Origin of the sequence: Sphingomonas sp. (genome assembly GCF_017745215.1) — a bacterium.
Taxonomy (GTDB): domain Bacteria; phylum Pseudomonadota; class Alphaproteobacteria; order Sphingomonadales; family Sphingomonadaceae; genus Sphingomonas.
The window spans coordinates 273,238-286,251 of the sequence record NZ_JAGHZV010000001.1; the positions used below are offsets into that span (position 1 = coordinate 273,238).

The window sequence follows — 13,014 nt, forward strand, 5'->3', positions numbered from 1 at the left end:
GCCCCTCCCCTTTAGGGAAGGGGTTGGGGTGGGGGCTGTCCACAAATACTGGCGTCGGGCTCGGTGAGACTCACAGCCCCCACCCCCAACCCCTTCCCTAAAGGGGAGGGGCTTTAGGAAGCGAACACCCGCTTCAGCACCGCCTCGTACACATCCGTCAGCGCCTCCAGGTCCGCCAGCGCGACCGCCTCGTCCAGCTTGTGCATCGTCGCATTGACCAGCCCGAACTCGACCACCGGGCAGAGCTTCGACAGGAAGCGCGCGTCCGAAGTCCCGCCCGTCGTCGACAGCTCGGGGCGGATCCCGAGCCGCGCCTCGGCGGCGTCCTGCACCAAAGTCGAGAGCGCGCCGGGCTCGGTGAGGAAGGCCTCGCCATAGGTCGTGCCCTTTACCCGGGCCAGCGGCGCATGGCGGTGGACGATTCCGGTGATCCGCTCGATCAGCGCGGGGCCGTTGTGGAGGTCGTTGAAGCGGATGCTGAGCCGCGCCGAGGCATGGCCGGGGATGACGTTGCCCGCCGGGTTGCCCACGGTCACGTCGGTCGGCTCGATGTTCGAGGGCTGGAACCAGTCGGTCCCCTCGTCGAGCACGATCTCCTCGATTTCGGCGAGCGCCTTGACCAGCCGCGGGATCGGATTGTCGGCGAGGTGGGGGTAGGCGACGTGGCCCTGCTTCCCCGGCACATCGATCCACACGATCGTCGAGCCGCGGCGACCGATCTTGATCGTGTCGCCGAGCCGGTTCGCAGACGTGGGCTCGCCGACGAGGCAGAGGTCGGGGAGCAGCCCGCGCTCCCGCATCCGCTCGATCAGCTTCTGCGTGCCATAGGTGGCGGGGCCTTCCTCGTCGCCGGTGATGACCAGGCTGACGATGCCCGGCGTCTCGACACGCGCCGCGGCGGCTGCGAAGGCGGCGATCGCGCCCTTCATGTCGACCGCGCCGCGGCCGTAGAGGAGCTCGCCGCGAACCTCGGGCGCGAAGGCGTCGCTGGTCCAGCCCACGCCGGGGGGCACGACGTCGAGGTGGCCGGCGAAGGCGAAGTGCCTGCCGGCGCTGCCGCGTGCCGCGAGCAGGTTCTCGACCGGCCCGTCGGGTGCCTCGCCGGCGACGAAGCGCTCGACCGCGAAGCCGAGCGGCAGCAGCGCCGCCTCGAGCACGTCGAACACCTTGCCGGTGGCAGGGGTGACGCTCTCGGCGGCGATCAGGGCCTTGGTGAGTTCGATCGGATCGGGCAAGACGGGCTCCGCGGCAAAGAGGAGGGGACATTGCCCAAGCTCGATCTCGACGCAATCCCGCAGACGAACGCGACGGGCTATCCGCCCGAGTTCGCCGACAAGGTCCAGGGCCGCTGGTACCGGCGGATGGCGCAGACGAGCGGGATCGGCGACTTCGGGTTCAGCCATGTGACGCTGAGGCCCGGCGCCTGGTCGTCGCAGCGCCACTGGCACGAGGCGGAGGACGAGTTCGTGGTGATGCTCTCAGGCGAAGCGGTGCTGATCGACGACGCGGGCGAGCAGGCGATGCTGCCGGGCGACATCGCGGCTTTCCCGAAGGGCGACGGCAACGGCCATGTGCTGGTCAACCGGTCGGACGCCGATTGCGTGTTCGTCGCCGTGGGCAAGCCGGCGGCGAGCGACTGCCACTATCCCGACATCGACATGCACCTGTTCGAAGGGATGGGTTTCCGGCGGAAGGACGGGTCGGGCTTCTAGCTTCACGGCGATCCCCGCGTTAGCATCCCATCGGGGAACAGGGGGTATCGACATGGCGACCGCGGCAGCACCCTTCGAGGAGGATCCGCTCACCGAGCCCGCCGAGAACGCGGGGCGGACGCGCTCCGGCGCCGCGCGGCTCGACGCGATCGACATGCTGCGCGGCCTGGTGATCGCGATCATGGTGCTCGATCACGTCCGCGACTTCTTCCACATCGAGGCGCTGCAGTTCGATCCCGTCGATCCGCTGCGTAGCTATCCGGCGCTGTTCTTCACCCGCTGGATCACGCACCTCTGCGCGCCGACCTTCGTGTTCCTCGCCGGCGTGTCGATCTTCTTCCAGAAGGCCAACGGCAAGACGGGCTGGGACCTCAGCCGCTTCCTGCTCACGCGCGGGCTGTGGCTGGTGCTGCTCGAAGTCACGGTGGTGACCTTCGGCTTCAACTTCGGCGAGCCGTTCGTCTTCCTCCAGGTGATCTGGGCGATCGGCGGGAGCATGGTGTGCATGGCCGCGCTCGCGCGCCTCGGGCCGCGGACGGTGCTGGCGATCGGGGTGGCGATCCTCGCCCTCTATCCGCTCGGCACGCTCGCGCTGCTCAACGTGCAGGGCGGGCCGCTGCTGCCGCTCAAGATCCTGTTCGTGCCGACGGTGCTGCCGCCGTACCTCCTCGCCTATTATGCGCTGGTGCCCTGGCTGGGGGTGATGTGCCTGGGCTTCGGGCTCGGGCCCCTGTTCCGCATGGCGCCCGAGGCGCGGGGCCGGCGCCTGCTGTGGCTGGCGCTCGCCATGCTCGCCGCCTTCGCGCTGCTGCGCACGCTCAACGGCTATGGCGACTTCTTCCCGTGGAAGGCCGGCGCGACCACCGCGCAGAGCGTGATGTCGTGGCTCAACGTCAGCAAATATCCGCCGTCGGAGGATTATGTGCTGGCGACGCTCGGCGTGTCGCTGCTGCTCTTCCTCGCGCTCGGCCATCTGCGCGGGCCGCTCGCGCGCGTGCTGCTCGACTTCGGGAGGACGCCGCTGTTCACGTATCTCGCGCACCTCTACATCGCGCATGGGCTGATGCTGGCGGTGGTGCTCGCGACCGGCGCGCCGGCGGGGACGGCTTTCAACACCGTCTCGGGCTCGCTCGGCCCGGTGCCGCCGCCGGCCTGGGGCTTCTCGCTGCCGGTGGTCTATCTGGTGTGGCTGCTGGTGCTCGCCGTGCTCGTGCCGCTCTCGCGCTGGTTCGCCGGCGTCAAGCGGGGGCGGCGTGACTGGTGGCTGAGCTATATCTAGGCGGGCGCCATCTCGAACTTCTCGATCACCCAATCCTCTTCCTGTGCGGATGCGATCCAGTCCTGCATGAAGGGGTGTTGGAGGACCGCGTTCATGTACGGCGGGGCGAAGCGCGCGACGGGGAGCGAATAAGTGACGAAGCGCGTCACCACCGGCGCGAACATGATGTCGACCGCGCCGAATTCGCCGAACAGGAACTCGCCCTCGCCGCCATGGCGCGCGCGCGCCTGCGCCCAGAGCTCCATGATCCGGCCGATCTCGTGCATCACCTCGGGCTCGGGCTCCTGCGCGGGATAGACCTGGCGGACGTTCATGCTGTGGTTGCGGCGCAGCGCCTGGAAGCTCGAATGCATCTCGGCCGCCATCGACCGCGCCATCGCACGCGCGGCCATATCCTCGGGCCAGAAGCGCGTGCCGCCGGTCTTGTCGTTGAGATATTCGATGATCGCCAGGCTGTCCCAGACCACGGCGTCCTCGTCCCACAGGATCGGGACCTTGCCCGACGAAGGCGCGAACTCGTCGCCCTCGCGGCGCTTCTCCCATTCCTCGTTGTAGAGCGGGACCACGACTTCCTCGAACGGCAGCCCCGAGAGCTTGCACGCGAGCCAGCCGCGCAGCGACCAGGATGAATATGCCTTGTTGCCGATGAAGAGCCTCATGGGAGGCAGGGGATAGCGAGGCCGGGCCGCCGCCGCAACGATGGGATCAGGGATCGAGCCTACCAACGGACACCACAACCATCGTCGCCCGAACTGGGCGTGCCGTCAATTGCGCCAGGATTTCTCGTCAAGCCTCAACCGTCACCCCGGCGAAAGCCGGGGCCCAGGGTTACGAGGGACGTCGCTCGCTGCCCCTGGGTCCCGGCTTTCGCCGGGATGACGTCTGAAGCGCGCGAAGCCCGTTCCGCAATCGATGACGCGCCCAAGTTCAGCATGACGCGGAAGTGAGCGTCGTTAAGCCGCCTCGAGCGTCGCCAAAAACGTCCGCATCTCTTCGAGCAGCCCGCGGGTCTGGCCGGCGAGCGCGCTGGTGACGCTGCCGAGCTCGTCTGTCACCGTCGCGGCTGCGTCGCTCGCGCGCTCGGCGCTGTTCGCGCTGCCCTGGAGGTCGGCGGCGAGCTCGGCGGCGACGCCGGCATATTGCTGGATCGAACGGATCACGTCGCCCTGGCGCGCCATCGCATGCTCGATCGCGCCGGCGGCATCGTTGGTCCGGTCGAAATTCTCGCGCATGTCGGCGACGATCGCCGCGGTGGAGAGCACTGCGCCGCTGATCTCGGCGAGCTGCCGACGGATGTCGCGGGTGGCGAGCGCGGTCTGCGCGGCGAGGCTCTTCACTTCCTGCGCGACCACCGCGAAGCCCGAGCCGAACTCGCCGGCGCGCGCCGCTTCGATCGAGGCGTTGAGCGCGAGGAGATTGGTGCGCGCGGCGATCTCGGCGATCAGGTCGGCGATGGTGCCCGCACTGTTGGCATAGTCGACCAGCGTGACGAAGCGATGGTCGGCATCCTGCGAAAGCGTGCGCAGCCGCTCGGTGGTGCGCTCCTGGCGGCTGACCGCGCCTTCGACCGCGGCGAGCGAGCGGCCGAGGTTGGCCGATTCGTCGAGCAGCGCGGCGGCGCCCATGTCGGCGCGCCCGGCGCGACCGGCGACGTCGCGGACCTCGGCGTGCGCGGCGAGCGTGGTCGAGGTGAGCTGGCGCGCCGATTCGCGCGTCTGGTCGGCGGCGGCGGCGAGATCGGTGACCATGCGGACGAAGCCGCCCTCAAACTGGCGCGCGATCCGCTCGATCTCGGCGCGGCGCGTCTGCGCGGCTTCGATCTGGCCGCGATGGCGCGCCTCGGCGGCGAGCGCCTGGCGCTCGATCTGCGCGCGGACGTCCTTTTCCTGGAGCAGGTCGCGCTCGGCCGCGGCCCTGGCCAGCGCTTCGCCTTGCTGGAAGCCGCTGATCACCACTTCGGCATGCTTGACCACGATGCGCGCGAGCATGAACACGAACAGCGCGAGGAGCACATAGACTTCGACCGGCACCTGCGGGCGGAAGCTGCACACCGGCGTGACGAACAGCGCGACGAGGAGATAGAGGATCGCCGCCGGCGGCAGCGCGGCGAAGCGCAGCGCGCCCAGCGCCACCATGCCGGTGATCACCGCCGAGATGGCGATCAGCTGTTGCTCGTTGGCGCCCATCACGCAGCTGCCGAGGAAGACGAACCAGACCGCGGAGACCGTACCGGCCTCGAGAATCACCGACTGGATCGCGCGCACGGCCTGGCGCTGGTCGTCGATCCGCCAGTCGCGGGCGCGCGCCTGCTTGCGCTCGTAGAGCAGGAAGACGCCGAGCGCGAGGTTGGCGACCATGCCGATGCAAAGCCACAGCCGATAGGGCGAGTTGAACAGCCAGGCGGTGAGCCCGACGGTGACGACCGCCATCGCGGCGAAGGAGACTTCATAGCCGCGCGAGACGGCGATGACCTGCACGCGCGCCTGCTCGGGGGGCAGATCGACCCATTTGTCGTAAACCGACCAGCGGAGTTGCTGCCACACGCCCATGACCGAGCCTGCTCTATCGGTCGGTGGTTAGGCCCGGGTTCACCACGGATAAGTAGATGTGCGCTATCGGCGGCGTAACGACCTTGCCTCACCAATAGCCGGCCATCAGTTCCTTCGCCCAGCCCGGCTCGCGGACCTCGCCGCGGGGGAGGAAGCCGGTCATCACCGGCTTGATGTCGAGCACCGGGGTGCCGTCGATCGCGTCGAGCCCCTCGACCTCGAGCACCAGGCCCTCGACCGCGACGATCCGGCACACCGTCACGCCGATCCGGCTCGGCCGGCCCTTGCCGCGCTGGGCGAAGATGCCGACGAGCGGCCAGTCGGCGCGGCCGCGCGGGCGGCGCGCGCCGGTCTCGATCTCGGCATCGGGCACGCGATCGAACCAGTAGATCACTTCGGCGTGGCTGAAGTCGGCCAGCCCAAGCAGCGCATCGGGCGTGAAGCGCGCGGGATCGAGCTCGATCCGCGCACGGCTGGCGCCCCAATCGTCGTCGATCGCTTCGCCGCGTCCGCCGCGGACATGGCCGATCGGTGTGCAGCGAAAGTCCATGCCGCCCTCTATTTCGCCGGGTTGATCAGGTATTTCTCGCCCGTCGCCTTGCGGGCATAGGCGCGCAGCGTCTCGGGATCGAGCGCCTCGGCCAGCGAGATCTCGGCGGTATAGCTGCTCGCGAAGGTGGTCCTGAGCTCGTTCGCGACGCGCGCGCGCATCCGCGCCGCGGTCTCGGCGCCCGCGCGCATCAGGAAGTTCGAGACGAGGAAGCCGGTGACGCCCCAGGCGAGGCCGTAGCTGCGGTCGAGCATCGTCGGGCTCGTGTCGAGCATGCCGTAGAGATAGACCTGCTTGTGCACCGACGAGCCGTAGCGGCTGTAGGCCTTCATCTTGCGCTGCTGCGCGGCTTCCATCGCGCGCAGGATCGTGTTGATCAGCGTACCGCCGCCGACCGCGTCGAAGGCGAGCGTGGCATTGGTCTCGGCGACGGCTTCGGTGAGCGCCGCGGTGAAGTCGGGTGCCGAGGAGTCGACGATGTACTTGGCGCCGAGCCCCCGCAGGATCGCGGCCTGGGCTTCGCTGCGCACGATGTTCACCAGCGGCACGCCGTCGGCGAGGCAGATACGGTTGAGCATCTGGCCGAGGTTCGAGGCGGCGGCGGTGTGGACCAGCGCGCTGTGGCCCTCCATCCGCAGCGTCTCGACCATCGCGAGCGACGTCATCGGATTGACGAAGGGCGAGGCGCCTTCGGCCGCAGTGACGCCCTCGGGCAGTACCCAGGCGTCGGCGGCGCGGGCGAGGCGGTGCGTGGCGTACATGCCGCCGGGGACGAGCGCGACGAGCTTGCCCATCAGCCCCTCGGCGCCTTCGCCCGCGGCGACGACGGTGCCCGAGCCTTCGTTGCCCACCGCCATCGACTGGTCGAGCCGCGCCTTCATCAGCGGCAGGCGCTGGGCGGGGACCTCCGCCGTGATCGTCGGGCGATCGGCGGTGCCGCCCGCCTCGATCGTGTCGACGTCTGCGGGCCCCAGCAGCAGGCCGAGGTCCGACGGGTTGATCGGCGCCGCCTCGACGCGGATGACGATCTCGCCCGGCCCGGGCTCGGGCAGCGCCGCTTCTTCCAGCGCGAGCTTCAGCTTGCCGTCCGACGTGATCGTCGAGCGAAGTTCCAGGGCCTCCATGGCGTCCTCCCGTTTCTCGTTGGTCCGGCGCGACTCGTCAGTCCGACTCCGCCACGCTCGGTGCGGTCGCGTCATAGTCCAGGATGTCGCCCGGTACACAGTCGAGATAGTCGCAGATCGCCGCGAGCGTGGCGAAGCGGATGCCCTTCACCTTGCCCGACTTGAGCAGCGACAGATTGGCTTCGGTGATGCCGATATGCTCGGCCAGCTCGCGCGAGCGGACCTTGCGCATCGCCAGCATCACGTCGAGACGCACGACAACCGCACCCATCAGACGATCTCGCTGAGATCGGCTTCGAGGCGCTGCGCCTCGTCGAGCAGGTTCGCGACGAGAAACAAGGCGCCCGTGACGAACATCGTCCACACGTCACGGAAGTTGAGCGCGATGTGGAGCTGGCCGTGGGTCGGCTCGGCATAGGCGAGCGCGAGGAAGGGCGCGACGAGCGTCACCGCGGCGGCGAGCAGGAGCAGCAGCGCGAAGCCGCGGAAGGCGCGCGTCACCGGCGGCGAGAAGCGCTGGCCGCGCGCGATCAGCCCGAGCATGCCGGCGAGGCGGACGAGCGCGGCGAGGATCAGCAGTGCCGCCAGGTCGCGCGCCCACCAGAGCTCGGGGATGTCGCTGTCGACCGCGGCGCGCGCGACGATGCGGACGTTCGAGGTGCCGAGCCCCAAGCGCGCGGCGCCGTAGAGCAGCACGATCGCGGCGATCACCACCCAGATCCCCAGGCGCAACCGCCGCGCGAGCCGCACGATGTGCTCGCGAGTTCTTTCTGCCATTGACAAAATCCTTATCGTTATACAATAATAAATTGCTGTATCACAAATGAGACGCTTTGTCATTCCTTGGTTGGAGACTGAAATGACCCTTCGTTCCTCGATTCTGCTCGCTGCCCCAGTCGCTGCGCTGGCGGTGGGCGGCGCGCTCGCCCAGCAGGCGCCGGCACAGCAGGCGGTGCCCGCGCCCGGCGCCGAATTCTCGTCCGACCGTCGCCCGGTTCCGTTCGAGCTGTTCCGCGGCAACCGCATCTTTCTCCACGGCACGGTCAACGGCCATCCGGCGGAGGTGATGCTCGACAGCGGCGCGGGCGCCTCGGTGGTCGACGCGAGCTTCGCCGAGGGCGCGGGCGTGACCGGCGGGATCGACGCAAGCGTGCGCGGGATGAGCGGGACCATCCCCGGGCGGATGGTGCATGGGACGAAGCTGGGCGTGGGCCCGCTCACGGTCAGCGCCTCGGTGGTGGTGATCGACCTGACGCCGATCTCGCGGGCGATCGGGCGCAGGATCGACCTGGTGCTCGGGCGCGAAGCGTTCGACGCGGGGATCGTCGACGTCGATTTCGAGCGGCACGAGATTCGCTTCCGCCCGCGCGACGGCTTCGCGGCGCCGGCGGGTGCGATGCGGATCGCGATGACCCAGTCGGGCCCGATCCGGCGCGTGCCGCTGGCGGTCGGTGCGGCGGCGCCGATCATGGCCGACTTCGACCTGGGCCATGGCGGCTCGCTGGCGATCTCGCAGCCGGTGTGGTCGAGCGACCCGGCGATCGGCGGGCTGCGATGGGCGCGCGGCAATGCTGGTGGCGTAGGGGGCATGGCCCAGCGCCGCCTCGTCACGCTGCCAAGCCTGAGCTTTGCCGGCCAGACCTTCCAGGGCGTCCCCGCGCTGCTCAACGAATCGGCGAAGGACCTGCCGATGGATGGCGCGAACATCGGCATCGACCTGCTGCAACGGTTCCGGGTGGCGGTCGACTTCGGGACGAACACCTTGTGGCTGACGCCCAACCGCCGCGCGCTCGCCGAGCCGCTGCCCAAGGACCGGCTGGGGATGCGGATGGAACTGGCGGACGATCGGCTGAAGGTGGTCTATGTCTCGCCCGACGGGCCGGGCGCCGCGGCAGGCTGGAAGGAAGGCGATGCGGTGGTCGCGATCGGCGACATGCCGGTGACGCCGGACTTCTACCGCTCGCGCTACGCCAGCTTCACGCGGATGCGCGCCGGGGAGACGCTGGACCTGGTGCGCGCCGACGGGGCGCACCTGCCGGTGGTGCTGAGGGATTTCTTCTGAGGGCTCTTACGAGAGGCCTCCCGCGCTCTTTTTCGTCATCCCGGCGAAAGCCGGGACCCCGGGGTCGCGAACGATGCCTTCTGTAACCCTGGGTCCCGGCTTTCGCCGGGATGACGGTCTAGGTTATGGTGACGGTCAGGGTGTTGCCGCTCGGGCGCCAATCAACGGGCTTTTCGATGGAACGCGCCCTCCAAACTGAATGTCGATACCGTTCAGGGATCAGCCGATCGCTTCGAGCACCGCCGCACGCAGCTCGGGCACGCCCATGCCCTTCTCGCTCGAGGTCGCGAGGATCTCGGGATGCGCGGCGGGTCGTTTGCGCGCCTCGGCCGCGGTCTCCTCGGCGACGCGCGCCAGCTCGCTCGCCTTCACCTTGTCGGCCTTGGTGAGCACGATGCGGTAGCTCACGGCGGCCGCGTCGAGCATGTCGAGGATGTCGCGGTCGACGTCCTTGATGCCGTGGCGCGAATCGATCAGCACCAGCGCACGCTTGAGCGCCTGGCGGCCGCGCAGATAGTCGTTCACCAGCCAGCGCCACTGGCGGACCATGTCCTTGGGCGCCTTGGCGAAGCCGTATCCCGGCATGTCGACCAGCCGGAACTTCAGCGGATCGCCCACGTCGAAGAAGTTGAGCTCCTGCGTGCGCCCCGGCGTGTTCGAGGTGCGCGCCAGCCCGTTGCGTCCCGTGAGCGCGTTGAGCAGCGACGACTTGCCCACATTCGAGCGCCCGGCGAACGCGACTTCGGGCACGTCCGGCGCGGGCAGGTGCTCGAGCTTGGGCGCCGACTTCAGGAAGCCGACCGGCCCCGCAAAGGCCTTGCGCGCCGCCTCGACGAGCTCGGGATCGAACGCCACCGGCCTACTTCGAGACGCCCGCCTTGGCGGCCGGCTCCTTCATGTGCGGATGGCGCGAATAGAGCCAGCGCTGCTGCAGGATGGTGATGCAGTTCGAGGTGATCCAGTAGAGCTGCAGGCCCACCGCGAACGGCGCCATCACGAACATCAGCATCCAGGGCATGATCGCGAACACCTGCTTCTGGATCTCGTCCATCGGCGCGGGGTTGAGCTTCATCTGGAAGTACATCGAGACGCCGAGCAGCAGCGGGAAGACGCCGAGCGCGAACAACCCAGGCAGCGGGATGTGGAAGAGATAGTCGATCAGGTTGACGAGGTTCGCGGGATCGGGGACCGACAAGTCGTGAATCCACAGCGCGAAGGGCGCATGGCGCATCTCGATCGTCAGCAGCAGCACCTTGTACAGCGCGAACATGATCGGGATCTGCAGGAGGATCGGCACGCAACCCGCGAGCGGGTTCACCTTCTCCTCCTTGTACAGCTTCATGATCTCCTGCTGCTGCTTTGCCTTGTCGTCCTTGTAGCGTTCCTGCAGCGCCTTCATCTTGGGCTGGAGGATGCGCATCTTCGCCATCGATTCGAACTGCTTGTGCGCGATCGGGAACAGCAGGCCGCGGATCGTGATCGTGAGCAGGATGATCGCGACGCCGAAATTGCCGATCAGGCGGAACAGCCAATCGAGATAATAGAAGATCGGCTGCTCGACGATCGAGAACCAGCCCCAGTCGATCGCGAGGCCGAAGGTCTTGATGCCCAGCGCCTTCTCATAGCCGTTGAGCACCTTCACTTCCTTCGCGCCGGCGAAGAAGCGGCTGGTGTAGGTGACCTGCCGACCCGGCGCGACCCGGAGCGCGTCCTGGAGGTGCGTGTCGGCCTGATAGGCCTTGGACGGGCCCTGACGCTGCGAGAAATGGACCTTGCTGCCCTGGTCGGGGACCAGCGCGGTGAGCCAGTAATGGTCGGTGAAGCCCGCCCAGCCGCCGAGCGAATCGGCTTCCTGCGGCGCCTTCTCGACGTCGCTGTAGTTGAGATAGGCGGCCGAGCCGTTGCTCGTGGTGATCGGGCCGACGTTCGCCGCCCATTGGTCGAGGTCCTTCGACTTCTCGGCGCGGTTGACCAGCGCGTAGGGCGTGACCGACACCGGCGTCTTGCCGGCGTTGGCAACGCTCTGGCGGATCGTGAACATGTAATGTTCGTCGACCGAGAGATCGATGCGGAAGGTCTGGCCCGTGGCGTTGGTCGCGGTGAGCGTGACCGGTGTGGTGGGGGTCAGCTTGGGCGCGCTCGCCTGCCAGACGGTGTCGGCGGTCGGCGCCTGGACGCCGCTGCCCAGCCAGCCGAACTCGGCGAAATAGGCGCCCGGTGCGCCGACCGGCGAAAGCAGGCGGACCGGCGGCGAGTCCGTCTTGACCGTCTCGGCGTAGCGCTTGAGCACGAGATCGTCGATCCGCGCGCCCTTGAGGTTGATCGTGCCCTTGAGGTCGGGCGTCTCGATCGCGACGCGTCCGCCGACGAGCGCCTGCTGGACGGTCAGCGTCGGCTTGGCGCCGTCGGCAGTGGGCGCGGGCTGGCCGCGCTCGGCGTTCTTGGACGCCGTCGTCTCCACCTTCACCGTCTTGGCGGGGGTGGGGAAGAAATGGTTCACCACCGGGCTCCATGCGAACAGCAGCACGGCCGCGAGCACGAAGAAGATAATCAGGTTCTTCTGGTCTTCTTTCACCGACTAATCCCCGGAAAAGCGCATGGGTTCACGGCACTGGATCATAGCCGTGGCCACCCCAGGGGTGGCAGCGTGCGATTCGCTTGATGGCGAGCCATCCGCCCTTGAGCGCGCCATAGCGGCGAAGCGCAGTGATTGCATAGGCCGAACAGCTCGGCTGGAAACGACAGCTGGGCGGCAGCACCGCCGACGGGCCGACCTGCCAGGCGCGAACGAACAGGATGAGGAGGCGAGTCAGCATCGCGGGCTCACCGCCTCACCCTGGCCAGCGCCTTCACCAGCTCGGCCCTCAGCTCGGCGAACGGCCGCTCGATCCCGGCCTGGCGGCCGATCAGCACATGGTCGGCGCCGGGGATGCCCTCCGCCGCGAGCAGCTCGCGGGCCAGCGCGCGGAACCGGCGCTTCATCCGGTTGCGCGTCACGGCGTTGCCGACCTTCTTGGAAACGGTGATGCCGATGCGGATCGTGGGATCGCCATCCTCGCGCGCGCGAACCAGCAGCACGAAGCCCGGCATCGGCGCCCGCTTCGCGCTGTTCGCGGCGAGATAGTCCTTGCGCTGCGTGAGCCGCGCAAGCGGTACGGCGGTTACGCCGACAGCTTGTTGCGGCCGCGGGCGCGGCGGGCGCGGATCACGTTGCGGCCGCCCGGCGTCGCCATGCGCGCGCGGAAGCCGTGCCGGCGCGCACGCACCAGGTTGCTCGGCTGAAAGGTCCGCTTCATCGCTCATCCTCAAGTGCACAGAATGGAAAAGGGCCGCCACAGGGACGGCCTCGTGTCGGGCGCCCATAGAGAAGCCCGAGCGCGAAGTCAACGCGCCTCGACTCCCCTGGCACGCGCCTGGCGGCGGCGGAAGCTTCGGCGGCGCAGCGCCATGTCGGCATAATGGCCGAACTTCGGCCAGCGCCGCTTGGCGCGGGCGAAATGCCTGCGCGCGAACCCCGAATTCTGGAGCACGAGCACCAGCCCCGCCGCGAAGACGAAGATCCCGCCCGGACCCGGGATGATCCCGACCAGCGGCGAGACGCCGATCACCAGCAGCCCCAAGAGGAGCAGGAGCGTGCGGACCAGCGGATTGCGTGGGGCCTTCTGCATCGGCACCGAAGTGGGAAGGGTGTATTGCTTCTGCAATACGCGCGGCGCCGAAACTGCGACGAGCCGAGCT

Annotated in this window: 15 protein-coding genes and 1 pseudogene; 3 read left to right on the plus strand and 13 right to left on the minus strand. The window is 68.6% G+C overall.

Annotated elements, in window-relative coordinates; all coding sequences use genetic code 11:
- Window positions 1-113: 113 nt before the first annotated feature.
- A complete protein-coding gene (gene dapE, locus J7495_RS01360) occupies window positions 114-1,235 on the minus strand; it encodes a succinyl-diaminopimelate desuccinylase (RefSeq protein ID WP_294054271.1) in 1,122 nt (373 codons plus the stop codon).
- Between the two features lie 30 nt (window positions 1,236-1,265).
- Here dapE and J7495_RS01365 point away from each other — a divergent pair, with 30 nt between their 5' ends.
- The gene (locus J7495_RS01365; protein ID WP_294054272.1) at window positions 1,266-1,712 is read left to right on the plus strand and encodes a cupin domain-containing protein; all 447 of its coding nucleotides are present in this window, start codon (window positions 1,266-1,268) and stop codon (window positions 1,710-1,712) included.
- A gap of 52 nt (window positions 1,713-1,764) precedes the next feature.
- Entirely contained in the window at window positions 1,765-2,991 is a 1,227-nt protein-coding gene (locus J7495_RS01370; RefSeq protein ID WP_294054273.1) for a heparan-alpha-glucosaminide N-acetyltransferase domain-containing protein, read from the plus strand.
- On the opposite strand, the gene J7495_RS01375 is transcribed toward J7495_RS01370, so the two are convergent.
- The 6 genes from J7495_RS01375 to J7495_RS01400 form a co-directional block, all read right to left on the minus strand.
- On the minus strand, window positions 2,988-3,650 hold the full coding sequence (locus J7495_RS01375) for a glutathione S-transferase family protein (RefSeq protein WP_294054274.1): 663 nt from the start codon (window positions 3,648-3,650) through the stop codon (window positions 2,988-2,990). The genes J7495_RS01370 and J7495_RS01375 overlap by 4 nt on opposite strands.
- 294 nt (window positions 3,651-3,944) lie before the next feature.
- Window positions 3,945-5,534 carry a methyl-accepting chemotaxis protein gene (locus J7495_RS01380; RefSeq protein ID WP_294054275.1) on the minus strand — a complete coding sequence of 530 codons (1,590 nt, stop codon included), beginning with the start codon at window positions 5,532-5,534 and terminating at the stop codon, window positions 3,945-3,947.
- Window positions 5,535-5,628: 94 nt separating this feature from the next.
- Complete coding sequence (locus J7495_RS01385) at window positions 5,629-6,090, minus strand: SAM-dependent methyltransferase (RefSeq protein WP_294054276.1); 462 nt, start codon at window positions 6,088-6,090, stop codon at window positions 5,629-5,631.
- Between the two features lie 8 nt (window positions 6,091-6,098).
- Window positions 6,099-7,214 (minus strand): zinc-binding dehydrogenase, encoded by a 1,116-nt coding sequence (locus J7495_RS01390; protein ID WP_294054277.1) that lies wholly within the window; start codon window positions 7,212-7,214, stop codon window positions 6,099-6,101.
- A 37-nt stretch (window positions 7,215-7,251) separates the two neighbouring features.
- Window positions 7,252-7,485, minus strand: a complete 234-nt coding sequence (locus J7495_RS01395; RefSeq protein ID WP_294054278.1) for a helix-turn-helix transcriptional regulator — start codon at window positions 7,483-7,485, stop codon at window positions 7,252-7,254.
- Window positions 7,485-7,991: a DUF2975 domain-containing protein gene (locus J7495_RS01400; RefSeq protein ID WP_294054279.1), complete on the minus strand. Its 507-nt coding sequence runs from the start codon at window positions 7,989-7,991 to the stop codon at window positions 7,485-7,487. The genes J7495_RS01395 and J7495_RS01400 overlap by 1 nt, the downstream gene beginning before the upstream one ends.
- Window positions 7,992-8,073: 82 nt before the next feature.
- Between J7495_RS01400 and J7495_RS01405 the strand changes: the two genes are divergently transcribed.
- Complete coding sequence (locus tag J7495_RS01405; RefSeq protein WP_294054280.1) at window positions 8,074-9,276, plus strand: aspartyl protease family protein; 1,203 nt, start codon at window positions 8,074-8,076, stop codon at window positions 9,274-9,276.
- A gap of 219 nt (window positions 9,277-9,495) precedes the next feature.
- Here J7495_RS01405 and yihA read toward each other — a convergent pair whose 3' ends face one another.
- The 6 genes and pseudogenes from yihA to J7495_RS01435 form a co-directional block, all read right to left on the minus strand.
- Window positions 9,496-10,131 (minus strand): ribosome biogenesis GTP-binding protein YihA/YsxC, encoded by a 636-nt coding sequence (yihA, locus tag J7495_RS01410; protein ID WP_294054281.1) that lies wholly within the window; start codon window positions 10,129-10,131, stop codon window positions 9,496-9,498.
- A gap of 4 nt (window positions 10,132-10,135) precedes the next feature.
- Window positions 10,136-11,851 (minus strand): membrane protein insertase YidC, encoded by a 1,716-nt coding sequence (yidC, locus tag J7495_RS01415; protein ID WP_294054282.1) that lies wholly within the window; start codon window positions 11,849-11,851, stop codon window positions 10,136-10,138.
- 28 nt (window positions 11,852-11,879) lie between these two features.
- Window positions 11,880-12,092: a membrane protein insertion efficiency factor YidD gene (gene yidD, locus J7495_RS01420; RefSeq protein WP_294054283.1), complete on the minus strand. Its 213-nt coding sequence runs from the start codon at window positions 12,090-12,092 to the stop codon at window positions 11,880-11,882.
- Between the two features lie 7 nt (window positions 12,093-12,099).
- A pseudogene (gene rnpA, locus J7495_RS01425) lies at window positions 12,100-12,411 on the minus strand (ribonuclease P protein component); the annotation flags it as partial.
- A 26-nt stretch (window positions 12,412-12,437) separates the two neighbouring features.
- Window positions 12,438-12,572 carry a 50S ribosomal protein L34 gene (gene rpmH, locus J7495_RS01430; RefSeq protein ID WP_044332822.1) on the minus strand — a complete coding sequence of 45 codons (135 nt, stop codon included), beginning with the start codon at window positions 12,570-12,572 and terminating at the stop codon, window positions 12,438-12,440.
- Between the two features lie 87 nt (window positions 12,573-12,659).
- Window positions 12,660-12,944 (minus strand): hypothetical protein, encoded by a 285-nt coding sequence (locus J7495_RS01435; RefSeq protein WP_294054284.1) that lies wholly within the window; start codon window positions 12,942-12,944, stop codon window positions 12,660-12,662.
- Window positions 12,945-13,014: the final 70 nt, after the last annotated feature.

What these genes read in the sequence shown, in the direction of transcription:
- J7495_RS01370 (WP_294054273.1), top strand. Translation starts at nt 1,765, where the DNA reads ATGGCGACCGCGGCAGCACCCTTCGAGGAGGATCCGCTCACCGAGCCC.
- J7495_RS01375 (WP_294054274.1), bottom strand. Translation starts at nt 3,650, where the DNA reads ATGAGGCTCTTCATCGGCAACAAGGCATATTCATCCTGGTCGCTGCGC.
- J7495_RS01385 (WP_294054276.1), bottom strand. Translation starts at nt 6,090, where the DNA reads ATGGACTTTCGCTGCACACCGATCGGCCATGTCCGCGGCGGACGCGGC.
- J7495_RS01390 (WP_294054277.1), bottom strand. Translation starts at nt 7,214, where the DNA reads ATGGAGGCCCTGGAACTTCGCTCGACGATCACGTCGGACGGCAAGCTG.
- J7495_RS01395 (WP_294054278.1), bottom strand. Translation starts at nt 7,485, where the DNA reads ATGGGTGCGGTTGTCGTGCGTCTCGACGTGATGCTGGCGATGCGCAAG.
- J7495_RS01400 (WP_294054279.1), bottom strand. Translation starts at nt 7,991, where the DNA reads ATGGCAGAAAGAACTCGCGAGCACATCGTGCGGCTCGCGCGGCGGTTG.
- J7495_RS01405 (WP_294054280.1), top strand. Translation starts at nt 8,074, where the DNA reads ATGACCCTTCGTTCCTCGATTCTGCTCGCTGCCCCAGTCGCTGCGCTG.
- yidD (WP_294054283.1), bottom strand. Translation starts at nt 12,092, where the DNA reads ATGCTGACTCGCCTCCTCATCCTGTTCGTTCGCGCCTGGCAGGTCGGC.
- rpmH (WP_044332822.1), bottom strand. Translation starts at nt 12,572, where the DNA reads ATGAAGCGGACCTTTCAGCCGAGCAACCTGGTGCGTGCGCGCCGGCAC.
- J7495_RS01435 (WP_294054284.1), bottom strand. Translation starts at nt 12,944, where the DNA reads ATGCAGAAGGCCCCACGCAATCCGCTGGTCCGCACGCTCCTGCTCCTC.